The 19,340-nt window shown below is 38.1% G+C and carries 13 protein-coding genes and 1 other RNA gene; 7 read left to right on the forward strand and 7 right to left on the reverse strand.

The annotated features are described in order from the left end of the window. Positions 1-36 precede the first annotated feature (36 nt). A complete protein-coding gene (locus ACKGJN_RS12520) occupies positions 37-5,793 on the reverse strand; it encodes an HYR domain-containing protein (protein ID WP_409539872.1) in 5,757 nt (1,918 codons plus the stop codon). Positions 5,794-6,701: 908 nt separating this feature from the next. Between ACKGJN_RS12520 and pdxH the strand changes: the two genes are divergently transcribed. The 4 genes from pdxH to ACKGJN_RS12540 all read left to right on the forward strand — a co-directional run bounded on the left by pdxH (position 6,702) and on the right by ACKGJN_RS12540 (position 10,942). After that, on the forward strand, positions 6,702-7,367 hold the full coding sequence (gene pdxH, locus ACKGJN_RS12525) for a pyridoxamine 5'-phosphate oxidase (RefSeq protein WP_409539874.1): 666 nt from the start codon (positions 6,702-6,704) through the stop codon (positions 7,365-7,367). A 95-nt stretch (positions 7,368-7,462) separates the two neighbouring features. Next, positions 7,463-7,948, forward strand: coding sequence for a SixA phosphatase family protein (locus ACKGJN_RS12530; RefSeq protein WP_409539875.1), 486 nt, complete (start codon positions 7,463-7,465; stop codon positions 7,946-7,948). Between the two features lie 4 nt (positions 7,949-7,952). Next, entirely contained in the window at positions 7,953-10,049 is a 2,097-nt protein-coding gene (gene ppk1 / locus ACKGJN_RS12535) for a polyphosphate kinase 1 (protein WP_409539877.1), read from the forward strand. 2 nt (positions 10,050-10,051) lie between these two features. After that, positions 10,052-10,942, forward strand: coding sequence for a Ppx/GppA phosphatase family protein (locus tag ACKGJN_RS12540; RefSeq protein WP_409539878.1), 891 nt, complete (start codon positions 10,052-10,054; stop codon positions 10,940-10,942). Here the strand turns inward: ACKGJN_RS12540 and miaE are convergent. Beyond that, complete coding sequence (gene miaE, locus ACKGJN_RS12545) at positions 10,939-11,520, reverse strand: tRNA-(ms[2]io[6]A)-hydroxylase (RefSeq protein WP_409539879.1); 582 nt, start codon at positions 11,518-11,520, stop codon at positions 10,939-10,941. The two genes, ACKGJN_RS12540 and miaE, sit on opposite strands and share 4 nt — an antisense overlap. A gap of 2 nt (positions 11,521-11,522) precedes the next feature. Beyond that, positions 11,523-13,583, reverse strand: a complete 2,061-nt coding sequence (gene dnaX, locus ACKGJN_RS12550) for a DNA polymerase III subunit gamma/tau (protein ID WP_409539880.1) — start codon at positions 13,581-13,583, stop codon at positions 11,523-11,525. A gap of 529 nt (positions 13,584-14,112) precedes the next feature. Between dnaX and rnpB the strand changes: the two genes are divergently transcribed. After that, an RNA gene (rnpB, locus tag ACKGJN_RS12555) (RNase P RNA component class A) lies at positions 14,113-14,445 on the forward strand. A 68-nt stretch (positions 14,446-14,513) separates the two neighbouring features. Here rnpB and ACKGJN_RS12560 read toward each other — a convergent pair. Genes ACKGJN_RS12560 through ACKGJN_RS12575 form a run of 4 tightly spaced genes read right to left on the reverse strand, consistent with a single transcriptional unit; the run spans position 14,514 to position 16,897 of the window. Then, positions 14,514-14,903 carry a hypothetical protein gene (locus tag ACKGJN_RS12560; RefSeq protein WP_409539881.1) on the reverse strand — a complete coding sequence of 130 codons (390 nt, stop codon included), beginning with the start codon at positions 14,901-14,903 and terminating at the stop codon, positions 14,514-14,516. A 2-nt stretch (positions 14,904-14,905) separates the two neighbouring features. After that, a complete protein-coding gene (locus tag ACKGJN_RS12565) occupies positions 14,906-15,448 on the reverse strand; it encodes an RsmD family RNA methyltransferase (RefSeq protein WP_409539882.1) in 543 nt (180 codons plus the stop codon). Then, positions 15,439-16,242, reverse strand: a complete 804-nt coding sequence (locus tag ACKGJN_RS12570) for a DUF3822 family protein (RefSeq protein ID WP_409539883.1) — start codon at positions 16,240-16,242, stop codon at positions 15,439-15,441. The genes ACKGJN_RS12565 and ACKGJN_RS12570 overlap by 10 nt, the downstream gene beginning before the upstream one ends. A gap of 10 nt (positions 16,243-16,252) precedes the next feature. Continuing rightward, a complete protein-coding gene (locus ACKGJN_RS12575; RefSeq protein WP_409539884.1) occupies positions 16,253-16,897 on the reverse strand; it encodes a hypothetical protein in 645 nt (214 codons plus the stop codon). Between the two features lie 114 nt (positions 16,898-17,011). Between ACKGJN_RS12575 and ACKGJN_RS12580 the strand changes: the two genes are divergently transcribed. Both ACKGJN_RS12580 and kdsB read left to right on the forward strand, forming a co-directional pair. Beyond that, positions 17,012-18,448, forward strand: coding sequence for an ATP-dependent DNA helicase (locus ACKGJN_RS12580; RefSeq protein ID WP_409540055.1), 1,437 nt, complete (start codon positions 17,012-17,014; stop codon positions 18,446-18,448). A 137-nt stretch (positions 18,449-18,585) separates the two neighbouring features. Continuing rightward, on the forward strand, positions 18,586-19,338 hold the full coding sequence (kdsB, locus tag ACKGJN_RS12585; protein WP_409539885.1) for a 3-deoxy-manno-octulosonate cytidylyltransferase: 753 nt from the start codon (positions 18,586-18,588) through the stop codon (positions 19,336-19,338). Positions 19,339-19,340: the final 2 nt, after the last annotated feature.

A 19,340-nucleotide genomic window follows, 5' to 3' on the forward strand; every position in this document is an offset into this window, starting at 1 on the left:
GATATTAGGAGATAGATTTTTTTCATGGTTTTAGATTTATTTTGTTCCTAAGTAGATATATCCTTGGATTGGTTTAAAACCGCTTCCAATTATTTCTATTATATAATAGTAAGTACCGGATGATAACCGATTAGAAGAGGCAAAAGAATTATTTGACTGGCCATCCCAATTATTTTGATAATTATTTGCTCTAAATACCTCATTACCCCACCTGTTAAAGATCTTCAGATTATAAGAAAACCCACAATCTCTTTCTTGATCCACGATAAAGAAGTCGTTGAAAGTATCTCTTCCCGGTGTTACCACTTTGGAGATCCCGTTTTTAATATCATCAAAATTACAAGGTAATACCACACATAAATCGTTTATACTAACCTGTACACTTGTAGTTGAAGGACAACTTCCACCTAGTACATAGTTGAAAGTGTAGGTTCCAACAGCCATTAATTCAGGATTTATAACGCTTCCGGTAAGGGCACCGGTTTGATCTGTATCTTCCCAGGTACCGCTTTCATCATTATCTCCTATTAGCAATTCGAATAAGTCGAAAGGATCATCTTCAATACAAAGATCTTTAGTAGTTGTCTGGATTGTTTCTGCTGCAGGTTCCGCCAAAGTAATCTGAACAACATCAGATATTTCTCCGCTGCCATTTTGAGCAGTTACACTATAGGTTCCTGGTTCAAGATCGATGAAAACTTCGCTTTCCTGGTAATCGGTTCCGTTTATACTATATGTTAAACCTTCTTCAGTTTGTACTGTAATAGTACCAGTTGGTACTTCACAGGTAGGTTGAATAACTTCTACCACCACTGGCGGCTGTGGTTTTTCTTCCGGCAATTCTACCACTTTGATTTCAAAACTACAAGTTGCTGTATTTCCTGAAGCATCTGTTACTACAAAGGTATTGGTTGTAGTTCCAACAGGGAAACTACTTCCTGAAGCAAGACCTGCTGTTTGTTCTATAGTTGTATCAGGACAATTATCGGTAACAGCAACCGACTGGTAATTTACAACCAGGCTGGTTACTCCATACTCAACAGTTAAACTGATGTTTTCAGGACAGGCGATTACAGGAGCCTCATTATCCCTTACAGTTACGGTAAAGCTGGTAGAAACTGTGTTTCCTGCAGCATCTGTAACAGTATAGGTTACTGTTGTTGTTCCCACAGGGAATTCACTTCCCGGAGCCAAACCTTCAGCTAAAGTAACTTCAGTTCCTTCGCAGTTATCGGTTGCGGTTGGAATTTCGTAGTTTACAGATGCACCACATATTCCGGCGTCAACATTCAATGTAATATTGCTTACTGCATCGAATACCGGAGCTTCATTGTCTTCAACAGTAACCGTAAAGCTACAAGTTGCTGTATTTCCTGCTTCGTCTGTTGCGGTAAAACTCACTGTAGTTGTACCTACAGGGAATAATTCTCCTGAAGCAGGTCCTGCAGTTTGAGCTACAGTTACATTACCTGAATTATCATTTGCTTCTGGCATTTCAAATTCAACTACTGCACCGCATAATCCGGCATCAACATTCATATTGATGTTGGCGGGGCAGGAGATCGTTGGATCTTCCTCATCTGTAATAGTTACGGTAAAGCTACAGGTAGCAGTATTTCCGGCTGAATCGGTTACGACATATGTATTAGTTGTAGTTCCAATCGGGAATTTACTTCCTGAAGGCAGTCCGGCAGTTTGCTCGGTAGTAGCTTCACAATTATCAGTTCCAACAGGAGCTTCAAAGGTTACTACTGCAGTTGCTGAACCTGAATCGGCAGCCTGGCTGATGTTCTCATTACAAACGATCACCGGAGCTTCATTGTCTAGTACTGTTACGGTAAAGCTGGTAGAAACTGTGTTTCCTGCAGCATCTGTAGCCGTATAAGTTACTGTTGTAGTTCCTACCGGGAATTCACTTCCGGAGGCTAAACCTTCGGTTAAAGTTACAACAGTACCTTCACAATTGTCGGTAGCAGTTGGAACTTCGTAGTTTACAGTTGCACCACATATTCCGGCGTCAACATTTACAGTGATGTCTAATACGGAATCAAAAACCGGAGGCTGATTATCAATAACAGTTATATTCTGTACACAGGTCTTTGTATTATCATGAATATCGGTCACGGTCCAGGTTACTACGGTAGTTCCTACCGGATAGATTCCCGAAGCATTGGCTGTTCCATTAAAGTCGTTTACTATAGATGCTACTTCACAGTTATCGCTGGTAGCAGGAGCATTTACAATTACTGCTGCAGTACAAAGGCCGGCATCTGCGGGCTGAGTTTGATCGGCGGCACAGGTGATTGAAGGATCCTGATTATCGGTTACGATTATATCCTGTGTACAGCTACTGGAATTTCCATCATTATCTGTTACGGTCCAGGTTATTGTAGTTGTGCCTACAGGGTAAATCCCTGAAGCATCTGCAGTACCGTTATAATCATTGATCACAGAAGCAACCAGATTATTATCTGTTGCGGAAGGAATATTTACGCTCACAGAGGCATTACAAGCATCTGCATCCGCAGTCTGAGTTTGATCGGCCGAACAGTTAATTACAGGATCTTCCTTGTCGGTAATTGTAATATCCTGCTCACAGGTATTGGTATTTCCGTGAATATCTGTTACGGTCCAGATAATTTTGGTGATCCCCAAAGGATAGGTTCCCGAAGCATCGGCTGTACCATTAAAATCATTTACAACTGAAGCAACTCCACAATTGTCATTGGTTGCAGGAGGCGTTACGGAGACATAGGCTGTATTTAAACCTGTATCTGTCGATTGATTTTGATTGGTAGCACAGATGATGGATGGCTTCTCGCTATCTTTTACTGTTACCTTTTGCTGGCAGGTTTGTTCATTTCCAGCGTCATCTGTTGCGGTCCAGGTTACCATGGTATCCCCGACAGGAAATACATCCGGGGCATCGTTGGTAAAGCTTAATTCGGTATCGCAATTATCAGTTCCGGTAGGCGTTCCTAATACTACTCCAGAGGCAGTACATTCGCCGGTGTCTGTGTTTGCGACAACATTTGCAGGACAGGAAATGTTAGGTTTTTCATTGTCTGAAACAGTAACGGTTTGTTCCACGGCTAAAGCTTGATTCCCGTTAATATCGGTTACCGTCCAGGTAATTGTAGTAATTCCTGTTGGATAAGGAGCGGTTAAAGCTTCTCCGTCATCTCTTGTTCCGGTTGGATTGCCAACGCTGCAGTTGTCACCGGCAGTAGCCGGAACAATAGTTAAGGCTGCGCTGCACAGTTCATTATCGGCAGTGGTATCAATATTGTCCCCAGCAGTAATTACCGGAGGCTGATTATCAATTACGGTTATATTCTGTACACAGGTGTTTGTATTATCATGAATATCGGTCACGGTCCAGGTTACTACGGTAGTTCCTACCGGATAGATTCCCGAAGCATTGGCTGTTCCATTAAAGTCGTTTACTATAGATGCTACTTCACAGTTATCGCTGGTAGCAGGAGCATTTACAATTACTGCTGCAGTACAAAGGCCGGCATCTGCGGGCTGAGTTTGATCGGCGGCACAGGTGATTGAAGGATCCTGATTATCGGTTACGATTATATCCTGTGTACAGCTACTGGAATTTCCATCATTATCTGTTACGGTCCAGGTTATTGTAGTTGTGCCTACAGGGTAAATCCCTGAAGCATCTGCAGTACCGTTATAATCATTGATCACAGAAGCAACCAGATTATTATCTGTTGCGGAAGGAATATTTACGCTCACAGAGGCATTACAAGCATCTGCATCCGCAGTCTGAGTTTGATCGGCCGAACAGTTAATTACAGGATCTTCCTTGTCGGTAATTGTAATATCCTGCTCACAGGTATTGGTATTTCCGTGAATATCTGTTACGGTCCAGATAATTTTGGTGATCCCCAAAGGATAGGTTCCCGAAGCATCGGCTGTACCATTAAAATCATTTACAACTGAAGCAACTCCACAATTGTCATTGGTTGCAGGAGGCGTTACGGAGACATAGGCTGTATTTAAACCTGTATCTGTCGATTGATTTTGATTGGTAGCACAGATGATGGATGGCTTCTCGCTATCTTTTACTGTTACCTTTTGCTGGCAGGTTTGTTCATTTCCAGCGTCATCTGTTGCGGTCCAGGTTACCATGGTATCCCCGACAGGAAATACATCCGGGGCATCGTTGGTAAAGCTTAATTCGGTATCGCAATTATCAGTTCCGGTAGGCGTTCCTAATACTACTCCAGAGGCAGTACATTCGCCGGTGTCTGTGTTTGCGACAACATCTGCAGGACAGGAAATGCTAGGTTTTTCATTGTCGTTAAATTCAATTATTTTTATTACTGGGCTGGGATCCGATGTACAACCATCTAAATTGGTAACTTTTATAAAATAATCTCCAGGAGCCAATCCAATGAAATTTCCAGTTTGATTGGAGTCGGTAAAATTATTTGATCCAGTTATAGTATATGTCCAATTAGTAACTACGTTCTCAACGGAAATTGTGCCGGTGGTTAAATCACAGCCTGGCTGTTCAGAATCAATTGCAATTGGAGTATTTGGTAAAGCCAATATTGTAAAGTCGGTAGTCGCAGTTTTAGTACAGCCATTGGTTGTAAAAGAATAGGTAACAGTATAAGTGCCTGCATCGCTACCGATGACATCTATTTCACCAGAAGAGCTATCAATATTCAAACCAGAAGGTGAAGCCGAATAAGTTCCATTTGAAACCCCTGTTTGTACTACCTTAACCGGTGCGGAATTACTACAAACCGGATTAGCATAGATTATGGCGGCATTTCCGAAACTTAACGATACAGGTAGTGGCCCAATAAAATCATTTAATGAGGCTGTGGGTGCATTGGAATTTTTTGTTTTTACCAAAAGGGTTTTGATGTTAACACCAAAACAGGGATCTCCTGTTTGACCAAAAACACTGGTAAGGTTAATAGCTCCTTCCACAAATTGTAAGGGATTATATGTGCTTTTGCCAAAAGCGCCAAAAGGAACGTCAATTGTCTCCGTATTGGTTTGGGCAAAAGCATTTATTCCGCTAGTTGTTTGTAAAACCCATCCAAAACTTGTATCACCTGTACTTTTCCAAAGGTAAAAAAAGACGTTGGCTACAGAGCCTCCATTTCCATACTCCATTGTTAGTAGTATATCATCTACAGTTCTGCCTCCATCTGGTCCGGCACTTATAAATCCACCGGATGAGTTGGTATTTAAGGTATTTTGAAAAAACTCAAAATCAATATAACTGGTACCATTGGTTGTCAATCTATCACTGGCAATAAAAATCCATTGATTATTCAAGGCATCCTTTCCAATGTGATACATAGCATTGTGAATATCCCCTTTAGAAGGGTTTGCTGAAGAAGAAGTCCATTTCCAGTCCTTTGGGTCATCACCAGCCTTTCCCTGAGAGAAAGTATTATCACTTGCGGAATTGAAATCGTCCCTGAAGAATTCGGTTGTAGCAGGATTGATAGGAGTACCATCGGAATTTAGCACATGTCCGCCGGGGCCGGTAACTCCCTCCACCCAATCTCCCGCCGGGGAAGTGGGGTTTGCTAAACTAGATGGGCTATTAGAAACGAGATTTGCATCAATTTCGAAACCTCCTGATGGAATAGTCACATTCACATTTTGTGCTTGCGCATTTTCTAAATTTATGAACCCCATTAAGGCAAGAAATACCACAATTGGAAATCGAAATTTTTTCTTGTTATCCAAAGTGTTTACCAACCTTTTTAAACAAGTAACCAAAAATGAGAGAGTAGTTTTCCAGGTCATAATTGATATTTTTTGAATTAGACGAATTTATTTTATAGAGAATTGATGAGATCTATAGAGATCTGATCTTATAAAATCATTTTTTTTAAGTAACAATTTTTTGATAAAGGAGATCGAAGGGGATATTCTCCTATTTTGTTTCTTTTAGGGAAAAAACAAGGTCTAATAAATATTGAAGATTTTTGGGGGGAATCTTAATATAACGTCTGAGAAACGTTTGAGGAACGTTTCGTACTCTTTGGATTATAAATGTATTTACATAAAACGAACTAAAAAACAAATAATCTATTTATTAGTTATAATACCAATTTATTAAGATGAAATGCAATATTTTATTTTAAAAACAGGGAATTTCACCTATTTCAGAAGAATAATTTGTTTTTTTTAAATCTAAATTTAAAAGTATCAATAAGTGAAATCCTTTAATTTTTGATATTGAAAATCAAAGGATTATAATAAAAAAGGTTGCCTGTAAAGACAACCTTTTTTATTTTGGAGTTTTAAAGATAGGGTAAAACGAATTAAACTTAATTTGAACATTAATGAACTACGTATTAATAATTAGGGATTAATACAAATTCTTTAATAGTAGTTGGTTAAAGTGAAATAATCCTTTGGGGTCAAAATTATTTCTCTTCGAATTTGGTTAGATAAACCGCTTCAGGAAATTATATTACATCTTTTAGCTATAGTACCTGATTTTCTCGATGAACTACCAAATGCTAAAGTCATATCAAAATTCATTGATTTCTATCCTTAAAATAAATTATAATCTTGATTTATTAGTTTTTATTAATTTCTGATTTTTCTTAATATCTAACCACTGGATTTTGGTACCTATAATAAACTTTTTGAATAGTTATTCCATCTTATTTTCAAAACTTGTAAATTGCACGAAAGTTAATTTAATGGGCAAAAATTTATCTGGTTACCGTAAAAATTATATCAAAGGAGAGCTGGTGGAATCTGAAATTCCGGAAAATCCATTGGAATTATTTCATGCCTGGTTTGATGAAATGGAAATGGTATTAAAATACAGGCGGGAATTAAATGATTCTGTGGAAGCTAATGCTATGACTGTTGCAACCATTGGTGCCGATGGTTTTCCAAAAAGCAGAATCGTTCTTTTAAAGGAGTTTAGTGATGAAGGTTTTATTTTCTTCACCAATTACACTTCGGAAAAGGGAATATCCTTGTTGAATAATCCTCATACCTGTCTTTCTTTCTTTTGGTCCGGTTTGGAGCGTCAGGTAATCATTAAAGGAAAAGCAGAAAAAATTTCAGAAGAAAAATCCATAGCATATTTTAATACCCGACCAAGAGGCAGCCAGTTGGGAGCATGGGCTTCAAACCAGAGCAGTGAAATCGAATCCCGGGAGATTTTGAATAATAATCTACGGGAGCTGGAACTTAAATTTAAAGATATAGACATTCCAAAACCTGAAAATTGGGGTGGATTTCTTGTAAGGCCTGAGAGTTTCGAGTTTTGGCAGGGCCGGTCCAACAGGCTGCACGACAGAATATTTTATGGAAAAGACAAAGGTGCATGGAGCATTAAGCGATTAGCGCCCTGATACTTTTTAGCAAAAAAGAAGTGTTAATCTTTTAACGCACTTTATTCCAATTTACAAATTCGAAATTTGGAATTTTAAATTTTAAATTAAAAAACATGAAAAGGCTAATTTTAGTAAGGCACGGCAAGTCCTCCTGGGGAAATAATATTGAAGATGAACAGCGACCGTTGAAAAAGAGAGGGTATAGGGATGGTGAACTTGTGAGTACTGCTTTTGAAGAATTTGTTGAACATCCTTTGGTTATTTGGTCCAGTCCTGCTGTTAGAGCGCATGAAACCGCAAAAATATTCAAAGTAAAATTGAATATAAAGGATGAGAATTTCTTTGTAAAACCTTCATTGTATACATTTAACAGCCGGGATTTATTTTCTCAAATCCAGCATTGTGATCCTGAGATTGAAAAACTGATGGTCTTTGGGCATAATCCCGCAATGACGGTACTGGTGAACGATTTGGGAGATAAGACTTTTGTCTCTGTACCAACTACCGGACTAACAGTAATAGATTTCAAAACAAACTCCTGGAAAGACCTGAAAGACGGAAAAACAATTTTAAATTTATTTCCGAAAAATCTACGATAATTAAATGGGCAATAATCAATATATAAACAGGGAGCTTAGCTGGCTTCAATTTAATGCACGAGTGCTTCAGGAAGCTGAAGATGAAACAGTTCCACTCATAGAAAGGCTTCGTTTTCTTGGAATTTTTTCCAATAATCTCGATGAGTTTTTTAAAGTTCGGTACGCCACTATCAAACGTATAGATCTGGCCGGAAAGAGTGCCAAGAGTGTCTTAGGGGGAATTAAAGCTGGAAAACTTCTGGAAGAGATCACACAAATAGTGATCGACCAACAAGCTGAAAGCCTCAAAATTTTAGATAGAATTCAACATCAGCTGGAAGACCATAATATTTTTATCATCAATGAAAAACAGGTATCCGAAACTCAGGAAGCCTTTATCAAAAATTATTTTCTAACACATGTAAGTCCGGCGCTGGTTACCATTATTTTAAATGATCTGATAAAAGTTCCCAGCCTGAAAGATAGTGCAGCATATCTCGCCGTAAAAATGGTCATGAAGGAAGAGGCACCTCAACAAGGAATTTCCAAACTTCTTAACAGGCAGGTGCAGGACAGAAAATATGTTTTGATTGAAATTCCCAGAAGCATAGATCGTTTCGTGGTACTACCTGAGGAAGGTGATAAGCAATACATCATTTTGCTGGATGATTTGATTCGGTTTAATTTGAAAACAATTTTCAACATTTTTGAATATGAGAGTATTTCAGCTCATATGATCAAAATAACCCGGGATGCCGAGTTGGATATCGACAGTGACCTGAGTAAAAGTTTTATTGAAAAAATATCAATGAGTGTCAAGGATCGAATTAAAGGAGATCCTGTGCGTTTTGTGTACGATATGAATATTGGTGAGGATACCCTGGGCTACCTCATGGGGAAAATGGGTATTGACTCTACAGATAGTATTATTCCCGGTGGAAGATATCATAACCGGCGAGATTATATGAATTTCCCCAGCCTTGGAAATAATAAATTACTCTATAAGGCAATAGACCCTTTGCCAATTCCGGGTTTGGTTCTTCATGGAAGTTTATTGGGAATGATTGCAAAAAAAGATTACCTGCTTTATTCCCCGTATCAAACCTTTGCGTATGTTGTTAAATTCCTAAGGGAGGCAGCCCTGGATCCAAAGGTTAAAACCATTAAAATTACAATTTACAGGCTGGCAAAAATATCACATATTGCCAGTTCCCTGATAAATGCCGTAAAAAACGGCAAAAAAGTAACAGTTCAAATCGAGTTAAGGGCCCGGTTTGACGAAGTTGCAAATATTCGCTATGCTGAACAAATGCAGCAGGAAGGAGTAAATTTGATCTTTGGCGTAACAGGATTAAAAGTTCATTGTAAAACCTGCGTGATAGAACGTGAAGAAAAAGGAAAATTAATTAAGTATGGTTTCCTAAGCACCGGGAATTTAAATGAATCTACTTCCAGGATATATACAGATTACACCCTGTTTACAGGAAATCAGGAATTGCTTAAAGAGATCAATAAGGTTTTTGATTTCTTTGAAATTAATTATAAAGTTAGCCGGTACAAGCATTTATTGGTATCTCCTCATTATACCAGAGCAGCATTGATTAAACTTATAACTACTGAAATTGAAAATGCCCAGGAAGGGAAGCCTGCCGGAATAAAATTAAAATTGAATAGCCTTTCAGACTTTACACTTATTGATAAATTGTATGAAGCAAGTCGGGAAGGGGTGAAAATTCAGCTTATAGTAAGAGGTCTTTGTTCCCTTATTCCCGGAATTCCTGGAATGAGCGAAAATATTGAAGCCATTAGTATCATAGATAAATTCCTGGAACATCCCAGGGTTTATATATTTGAAAATGCTGGAGATAATAGAGTATATATCTCTTCTGCAGACTGGATGACCAGAAACATGGATTACAGGGTAGAAGTATCCTGTCCAATTTATGATGAAAATATTAAACAGGAAATTCTGGAAACTTTTGAAATAAGCTGGAGAGATAATGTAAAAGCCAGGGTGTTTTCCAAAAATCAGGACAATGCATATAGAAAAAATGATCTTCCGGCCCTTCGATCACAATTTGCTTTATATGAATATTATCAGAAAAAATTAGAAAACAACTAGGTGTGATTAAACAAAGAAATTTTGCAGCGATAGATATTGGTTCCAATGCAGTGCGGTTATTGATATCAACAATTACCGAACAGGAAAATAAAGAACCAATTTTTAAAAAAACTTCCCTGGTACGGGTTCCTATTCGTTTAGGATCGGATGTATTTATGACCAAAAATATCTCTGAAGAAAACAAGATGAGGATGCTGGATACCTTGAATGCTTTTAAACTGCTGATGAAATCTCATAAAATTGAAAAATATAAAGCCTGTGCTACTTCTGCCATGCGTGAAGCTGATAACGGTCAGGAAGTCGCAGATCTTATCGAACAAAAAACAGGAGTGCAAATCAATATAATCGATGGAAACGATGAAGCGGCTATGATCGCTGCAACAGATCTTAACGAACTTATTCAAAGTGATAAAACGTATTTATATGTAGATGTTGGGGGTGGTAGTACGGAGTTTACTTTATACTCTAATGGGGATACCATTTCTTCAAGATCTTTCAAACTCGGTACGGTTCGTATTCTTGAAAATATTGTCGAGCCGGGAACCTGGGACGAAGTGGAATCCTGGGTTAAAGAAGCGACAAAAAACTACCAGAAAATAGATTTGATAGGTTCCGGTGGGAACATCAACAATATTTTTAAAAGTAGCGGGAAATCAGTTGGCAAGCCGCTGAGCTTTCTTTATTTAAGTTCCTATTATCAATTATTAAATTCCTTTACCTATGAAGAAAGGATTACAGAGCTTAATTTGAATTCAGACAGGGCCGATGTTATTATTCCCGCAGCAAAAATATACCTGTCTGCGATGAAATGGACCAAAGCCCGGAGGATCTATGTTCCTAAAATAGGATTGGCAGATGGCATTATAAAGTCGCTGTATCAGGAAGGTGTTTAGCCATGAATACTTTCTTTTTTGCTGAGATCTTTCATTACTTCAGCTTCAAAAGTAAGCAGTTCCTGCCACTTTTTATCCACATTTTTGCGTTCTCCGTATTGACGGGCAAAATTGAGGAATAAGGTATAATGGTTTGCTTCGCTAATCATCAATTGTTTATAGAATTCCCTAAGCTCTGCTTCTTTTAGTTCTTCTGAAAGCAATCTGAATCGTTCACAACTTCTGGCTTCAATTAATGCGGCAATTAAAAGGCGGTGAACCAGTTGATCTACCCGGCTGCCTCCTTTAGGGAAGAATTCCCTTACTTTTATCACATATTCATCTTTCCTGTCGCGACCTAAGGTATAGCCCCTGCCAAGCAATTTATCGTGAACCATTTTAAAATGTGCCACTTCCTCTCTTGCAAGTGCTGTCATTTCAGAAACCAAATCTGAATATTCAGGAAAACTCACTATTAAAGAGATGGCAGTAGATGCCGCTTTTTGTTCGCACCAGGCGTGGTCTATAAGAATTTCTTCGATGTTCTTTTCTGCAATTTCTACCCAACGTGGGTCTGTAGGTAATTTTAATCCAAGCATAATTATATTTCCAGATCAAATGTTGTTCGTAATTTTTCGATAAGGGGATTTTTCTCCTTCAGCTTATTATATTTCTCCATATTGGTAAAAGCATACTTTTTCGCCACCTTTTCATTCACGATTATTTCCAATGAAATATTCGTGTTTTGAAGCTTTTTCTTCAAAAAAGCCATCATAGGATTCTGGCCCTTTTCAAGATCTTTTTTCATGGTATCTGCCGGCAGTTCAATTGAAATAATTTTCCCGTCAATTTTCGGCATATCCGACTCCATAATGGAAGCAAGAATTTTCTCCCCTTTATTTTTCAACCTGTGAATGTATTCATCCCAGGCAGCCTGCAATTGCACCTCTGTAAATGCTTCATTTTTTTCCTCTTCCACCTTAGGTTTAAATCCCTGCTGTTTTGCAAGTAATTCCTTTCTTTTCCTGATGCTGGCCATAGAAAGACCTGAAATTTTTTCTGCGGAAGGTTCCTCCTGTAAAGTTGAGGGTTTCTCCTGATCCATGGTTTCTTCTGAAGCTTCCGAAGTAACCCGGTTTTCTGCCTTTTCAACTTCCGATGTTGGTTCATCCGGAGAGGATTTAACTTCTTCTGTGTTTTCTGAAGGCTGTTCATTTTTATCAGAAAGTGATTCTTCAGTATTTTTTATTTCTTCAGAAGATAGGGGAGGAGCATCAGCTTTTTTTTCTTCCGTAGGATCTTCAGATTCTGCAGCGGTTTTTGGAATATTTTCCAATTCACCGATGGTTTCTGAAACGGAGCTTTGTTGAAAGTCATTTCCCTCAGGGATAACAGAATTTTCCGAAGAATGGGATTTTTCAAATTTTTCAGACTTTTCTTTAGCAACAGATATGGGCGGTTCTGTATCTGGAGCCGAACCTGGAGTTGAATATTCCTGTTCTTTGACGATGGCTTTCTCCTCAGAAGAACGCTTTAGTGGACTGGGTGCTGCATTTTTATAATTTTCAGCAGGGACTATAAATTGTTCAGACTTTTTTTTTTCTCCATCAAAGGTGACAGAGGCAAGTTGCATCAGGCAAAGTTCCACCATTAGACGTTGATTCCTGCTGCCTTTATATTTTAGATCACTTTCGTTTGCCAGCTCGATGCCCTGTAAAAGAAAACGATGATCTGTTTTCTGGGATTGCTCAAAATATTTTGTTTTTGTAGTGTCGCCAACCTCAAGTAAATGAATGGTTTTTGGATTTTTACAAACCATAAGGTCCCTGAAATGTGAGGCCAAACCGGCAATAAAATGATGCCCATCAAAACCATGGGACAGTATTTCATTGAATTCAACCAAAAGTTGGGGAATATTGTTTTCCAGAATAAGATCGGTAACCTCCAGGTAAGTTTCATAATCCAAAACATTCAAATTCTCTGTTACCGCCTGCCTGGTAAGGTTTTTTCCTGAAAAACTCACCACCCTGTCATAAATGGAAAGGGCATCTCTCATAGCGCCGTCTGCCTTTTGAGCGATGATATGAAGCGCATCATCTTCAGCGTTTACACCTTCCTCTCCGGCGATATATGCCAAATAGTTTTTTGCATCGGTTACCGTGATCCTCTTAAAATCAAAGATCTGGCAGCGCGAAAGGATAGTGGGAATTATTTTATGTTTTTCGGTGGTTGCAAGTATAAAAATTGCGTGTCTTGGTGGCTCTTCGAGGGTTTTTAAAAACGCATTAAAAGCAGCGGTGGATAGCATATGCACCTCATCAATAATATAAACCTTGTACTTACCAACCTGAGGCGGGATGCGAACCTGATCGATCAAATTCCTGATATCATCTACAGAATTATTGGAAGCTGCATCCAATTCAAAAATATTGAACGCGAAATCCTCATCCGCAGTATGTGAGTCATCCTGATTGATCATTTTTGCAAGAATACGGGCGCAGGTAGTTTTTCCCACTCCCCGCGGACCTGTAAAAAGCAATGCCTGGGCCAGGTGATCGTGCTCAATGGCATTTAAAAGCGTATTTGTAATTGCCTGTTGCCCTACAACATCTTTAAATGTTACGGGACGATATTTTCTTGCCGATACTACAAAATGCTCCATGAATAATTTTTGAAAAACAAATATAGAAATACCATGTTTAAGAAGTAAATGTAAACCCTTAATTTTTGAAAGGAATATGATAAAAAACAAAGGGCTTCTTCCCTTTAAAGAAAACCCGCCACAACCTTACGGGCGGGGTGGATTAATAGGAACAAGGTTGTTTCTAATTCAACAGAATTCCTCTTCCAAATAAGACGGAAGGGGTAAGAAATTAAATTATAACTGGAACCACCCCGGCCTTTGGCTACCCCTCCTTGGGAAGGATGGGAGCCTTTAATTTATTTCCACTTCAAAGCTCGAATTTTTGTATCGGGCTTTTTTTACTATTCTTATTTGTTTTTATTGTTGTCTGATAAACATTATTAGGGTTATAACTAATTGTTTATCAATTGAATAAAATTCAGTCTTGGTTCCTGGTTCTTGCAGTTACGCCGAAGGCGGAACGATCTTGACTTTACCGGACATGACTGATTTATTTTATTTGAATGGAAATGGATGTTATGTAAGCAAGCCGCTGTATCTTTGCACGAAAGCAGATCGCCTTATCGCCATGATGTATATCAGGGAGGAAAGTCCGGACACCATAGGGCAGTATAGTGGGTAACACCCACCGGTCTCAACCCCGGTTTTTCCGGAAGTGGGATCAGGACCAGTGCAACAGAAAGGATGTACAGATAATGCTGTAGTGAAATCAGGTAAACTCTATGCGGTGCAATGCCATGTATACCGGCATTTAAGGGCGGCCCGTCCGTTGCCGGAGGGTAGGCAGCTAAAGGTTTTTGGCAACAAAAATCTCAGATAAATGATAAGGGTCCCGGAGTTTTTCGGGATACAGAATCCGGATTATAGATCTGCTTTTTTTATTTTAGGAAAACTCAAAAAAAGTGTTTGAATTTTATTTTGGCTGTGGCTTCGCACTTTTCTTAAATCTCAGGAAAATTTTTCTTTGCGCAGTATTTCCTTTGCCCAGGTTAAGGATTCCTCAAATTCGGTAAAAATTTCAAACGGAAACTTGGCAAAATTCTTCTCAAAAAAAGCCATTTTAAGAGCAGATGCTTTAGTACTGACTATGGCAATCCCCCAAAGATTGGTGGCTTTCTCAAGATCTACATAAATCAATGGATCAACATTATAGGAATTGAATCTTTGCGAAATATAAATAAACCTTTCTCCCTGGTATATTCCAGAACAGGCTTCAACCAAGGCTTCAGTATTATTTTTATCCAGAACAACATCTTCCTTAATTTTTGAAACAACAAAATCCTTGTAGAATTTAAGCGTGGTAAAATTCAGTTCCATTGTTTCAATAAGTGGATCCATAGTTATGGTTTAGGCACAAAAAAACTAAAAACCGAATTTCCATATTTTCTGGATTCGCTGTAGTTTTCCAATGCTGTAAGTTTGGTATGCTTGGAATGTTCAATAATCAAAATTCCTTTTGGGTTTAGAATGTTCCTTTCCAAAACCAATAGGACGATTTTTTCAAATTGATCTTCCTCCAGATCATAAGGAGGATCTGCAAAAACCAAATCGGCTTTCACAGGTGCTTTTTCAAGATATTTAAAAACGTCACTTTTTACGGGAGTTATATCCAGTTCCAGTTCAGTAGCGGTTTTTTTGATAAATTTCACACAATCAATATTAGCATCAACCGCAATGATTGGCCCGGCACCCCGCGAACCAAATTCATAAGAGATATTTCCGGAACCCGAAAAAAGATCCAGTACTGTCAATCCTTTAAAATGAAACCGGTTATTAATGATGTTGAACAAGCCTTCCTTTGCCATATCGGTAGTGGGACGTATTGGTAATTGTTTCGGGGCAGTAATTCTTCTGCCTTTATGAAGGCCTGATATTATTCGCATTCTATAGATTTAAGTAAAATAAAAGCCTCTCTTTGAAATTGCTCGTTGTATTCTTCTGAAAAATCTATTTTTAGATCGGGTTTCAGAAATTGAACATTTTTGATATAGGTATATACTATTTGATAAAAAGGGGATTCTTCTGAAATTTCACCTGTTAATATCAAATCTATTTCTGATGGATCCAGTTTTAACTGCTCCAGGGTAAATAATAAATAATAGATAAAATCTTCGGGAGAATCGTACTTAAAAGAGTTACTCAATAAGAGTTTTCCATTGCGAACAATTACAAGATCATAATAATCTTTATAATTGTTTAAAAAAACCTTTACGGGTAAACTCTTTTCAAGACTTAAAATAGCTTCGGCAAAAACCGAAATGCTATGTTTATATTCATACTCCCCATATTTATCAAAAAAATAATTGGTGATATTCGTATATGGAATATAAACATTTATCAGATTTTTTGCCTCGATAAAATCATGGGCTACGACATCGGTCTTTAATATCTTGGTATTAAATTTCAAATAATTGGAAGCCTCCTCTTCAATAAAATACTCTTTGGGCACGATGCTGTAAAGATCGTTTGAAAAGAGAAGCATAACCTCTTCTATTGGGTTTTGGAGGAATTCTTCTTTTTCATAAACCAATTCAATTTCCTTCAGGATTTTTACAGGATTGAATTCTTTTGGGAAGGTGGTTTTTTTATACCAAACCAGTTGGTTTTCCTCGCAATCCAGAATTAAAAAAGAAAGTCCATTCAGGCATACCTGAATGGACAGTTTCAATTTGTTCATTTTATGTTCTCTAATTACTTCCATAAACTGTTGGCCAGTTACCGGTGGTATTGACCTCATTCATAGAGCCTACTCTTAAAAATGCTCCATTTACTCCATCTACAGAAACAACTTGCTTTTCCTGCATAACCAAATCCTTATCCTGATCATGCAGGATAACGCTTTTGTTTACTTTTGCTTCAAAAACAGGGATTTTATTTTCATTTTTAGTTACTGTACCAGCATCCATTTCAAATTTTGCATCCACCCCATCAACTGGAACAAACATCATCTTTTTATAGCGATCCCCTTTGAAAAGGGAATCTTTTACAGATGCATATCCAAGGGTATCTATGATAACAATATCTTTTTGCTTGTCAACACCAAAAGTTTTTCTATATTCCTCATCCAGTATTGTGGAATCTCTTCGTTGGGTCAAAACAAATTCTGCCGTATCGATGAATTTCACCAATTTGTCGAAATCTTTCGCGAAAGATCCGGTGATTTCCTGATGTGCCAATTGCGCAGCACGAATATCCTGAAGACGTTCAATTACTTTGGCATAACGCTTTTCTTTAACTTTATTAAACTGGATTGGGTCATACACGGAGTTAAACACCAGGTATCCCAAAAAGATGATAACAATCCAAAGGAGTAATTGAATAACAAGTTTCATGCTTTCGAAATTTTTAAATTAGTTGAGTTCATCGCAAATCTACAATTTTTTTTTATTCGTAAAAGTTTCTGCCCTAAAAATACGTTGTTATCTTTGACTTTTGCAAGAAAGCCTATGGAAACTTTAAATGCCGGTACCTTTTATAAACTATTAATCAATGAATTAGGCTTCCCGGCAAAGGTAAAACAGGATATTGCATTGCAGCAACTCTCGTCCTTTGTCGTTAATCCCTCATCAGACTCCTTATTTTTGCTGAAAGGTTTCGCCGGAACCGGGAAAACCACCATTATTAGTGCGCTGGTGAAGAATCTTTGGAAGATAAAACGCAGTGGAATTTTACTTGCTCCCACCGGAAGGGCAGCTAAAGTTATTTCCCTGTATTCCAATCAGGAGGCACAAACCATTCATAAAAAGATCTATTTTCCAAAAAAAACGAGTGGGGCAGGGGTACAATTTGTTTTACAAACCAATAAACATAAAAATGCGATCTTTATCGTAGATGAGGCGTCCATGATCCCAGATGAGAATCAGGATTCGAAATTATTTGAAAACAAAGGTTTGCTTGCCGATCTTATAGAATATGTATACTCAGGGCAAAAATGTTCTCTTATTTTAATTGGGGATACCGCACAGTTACCACCTGTAAAACTGGATATGAGCCCTGCTTTGGAGGAAGATAAGCTTCGGGATTATTACTACAAAGAGGTTATTCATATAGAATTGGATGAAGTGGTTCGCCAAAGCCAGGAAAGTGATATCCTGCTTAATGCAACAAGGATACGGGAAGCACTGGCAGAGGAATTTTATGAATCATTCCGCTTTAATCTTACAGGAAAGGCAGATGTGGTAAGATTGATGGATGGTCAGGAGATCCTGGATGCCATTCAGGATTCCTATGATAATTTGGGCCATGAGGATACCAGCATTATCGTACGTTCCAATAAAAGAGCAAATCAATACAATCAGCAAATTAGATCCAGGATCTTGTTTCAGGAGGAAGAAATTTCTTCAGGAGATTATTTAATGGTCGTAAAAAACAACTATTTCTGGATTAAACCTACTTCTGAAGCCGGATTTATCGCAAATGGAGATATTGTAAAGGTCCTGGAAATTCAAGCGATTAAGGAGCTGTACGGATTTCGTTTTGCTGAAGTCAATGTTCAAATGGTAGATTACCCCAAGATGCAACCTTTTGATACCGTTGTGATCCTGGATACTTTGGAAAGCAATTCCCCCTCGCTAACCTACGATGAGTCCAATAAACTATATCAGGAAGTGATGCAGGATTACGAAGATGAAACCTCTAAGTACAAAAAGTTCCTGAAAGTGAAGGGAAACAAATATTTTAATGCCCTGCAAATTAAATTTTCATACGCCATGACCTGTCATAAGTCACAGGGTGGGCAATGGAACACGGTTTTTATTGAACAGCCTTATTTGCCAAACGGGGTAGACAAGGATTATTTGAGATGGCTTTATACGGCAATAACAAGGGCTCAGGAAAAGTTATATTTAATCGGGTTTAAAGATGATTTTTTTACTGAAGATTAACAAAATCAAAAACCTCGGGGCAAGTTAACAAGGTATGAATTTGAAAATACTTTTAAAAATTGCGAGGCAAGCCTCAGGGAACTAAACCCTCAATGAGGGTTTAAAAAGATTACCAATTCAACTGAAAATTAAGTGAAATGACCAAAAATAACGTCTTAAGAATTATAGCTGTAATCCCTGCGCGGTATGAAGCGATCAGGTTTCCGGGAAAACTGATGCAGGATCTCAATGGAAAGACCGTTATACGCCGTACCTACGAAGCGACTGTCAACACAGGCTTGTTTGATGAAGTTTTTGTAGTAACCGATAGCGATGTTATTTTTGCTGAGATCAGGAATTCCGGAGGTAATGCCATAAAGAGCAAAAAAGAGCACCAATGCGGCAGCGACAGAATTGCGGAAGCGGTAGAGCATATGGACGTTGATATAGTTGTAAATGTACAAGGCGATGAACCTCTCATCGATAAAGAAAGTCTTTTTAAACTTCTTGAAGTTTTCAAATATGATACTGAAGGCAAAATAGATCTTGCTTCTCTCAAAACACCAATGCACGATAGCGATGAGATTACCAACCCTAATAATGTGAAGGTGATCACTAATAAAAATAACCTGGCGCTATATTTCTCAAGGTTCCCGCTTCCATATCCAAGGGAAACAAATTCCGGAGTAACTTATTTCAAACATATTGGGGTATATGCTTTTAGAAAACAGGCCTTGATGGATTTTTACAGGTTGCCAATGTTGGAACTTGAAGCAACAGAAAAGATTGAATGTATCCGGTACCTGGAATATGGAAAAAATATCATGATGGTGGAAACAAATTTTAAAGGAATTGGAATAGATACTCCTGAAGATCTTGAAAAGGCGAGGAAATTATTTAAAGAGAACTAGTT

This window comes from Gillisia xinjiangensis, from assembly GCF_046298265.1.
Taxonomy (GTDB): Bacteria; Bacteroidota; Bacteroidia; order Flavobacteriales; family Flavobacteriaceae; genus Gillisia; species Gillisia xinjiangensis.

Excerpts from the sequence above, each read along its gene's own strand:
- ACKGJN_RS12530 (WP_409539875.1), top strand. The coding sequence starts at position 7,463 with ATGAAAAGGCTAATTTTAGTAAGGCACGGCAAGTCCTCCTGGGGAAAT.
- ACKGJN_RS12565 (WP_409539882.1), bottom strand. The coding sequence starts at position 15,448 with ATGCGAATAATATCAGGCCTTCATAAAGGCAGAAGAATTACTGCCCCG.
- ppk1 (WP_409539877.1), top strand. The coding sequence starts at position 7,953 with ATGGGCAATAATCAATATATAAACAGGGAGCTTAGCTGGCTTCAATTT.
- pdxH (WP_409539874.1), top strand. The coding sequence starts at position 6,702 with ATGGGCAAAAATTTATCTGGTTACCGTAAAAATTATATCAAAGGAGAG.
- ACKGJN_RS12520 (WP_409539872.1), bottom strand. The coding sequence starts at position 5,793 with ATGACCTGGAAAACTACTCTCTCATTTTTGGTTACTTGTTTAAAAAGG.
- dnaX (WP_409539880.1), bottom strand. The coding sequence starts at position 13,583 with ATGGAGCATTTTGTAGTATCGGCAAGAAAATATCGTCCCGTAACATTT.
- kdsB (WP_409539885.1), top strand. The coding sequence starts at position 18,586 with ATGACCAAAAATAACGTCTTAAGAATTATAGCTGTAATCCCTGCGCGG.
- ACKGJN_RS12570 (WP_409539883.1), bottom strand. The coding sequence starts at position 16,242 with ATGAACAAATTGAAACTGTCCATTCAGGTATGCCTGAATGGACTTTCT.
- ACKGJN_RS12560 (WP_409539881.1), bottom strand. The coding sequence starts at position 14,903 with ATGGATCCACTTATTGAAACAATGGAACTGAATTTTACCACGCTTAAA.
- ACKGJN_RS12575 (WP_409539884.1), bottom strand. The coding sequence starts at position 16,897 with ATGAAACTTGTTATTCAATTACTCCTTTGGATTGTTATCATCTTTTTG.
- miaE (WP_409539879.1), bottom strand. The coding sequence starts at position 11,520 with ATGCTTGGATTAAAATTACCTACAGACCCACGTTGGGTAGAAATTGCA.
- ACKGJN_RS12580 (WP_409540055.1), top strand. The coding sequence starts at position 17,012 with ATGGAAACTTTAAATGCCGGTACCTTTTATAAACTATTAATCAATGAA.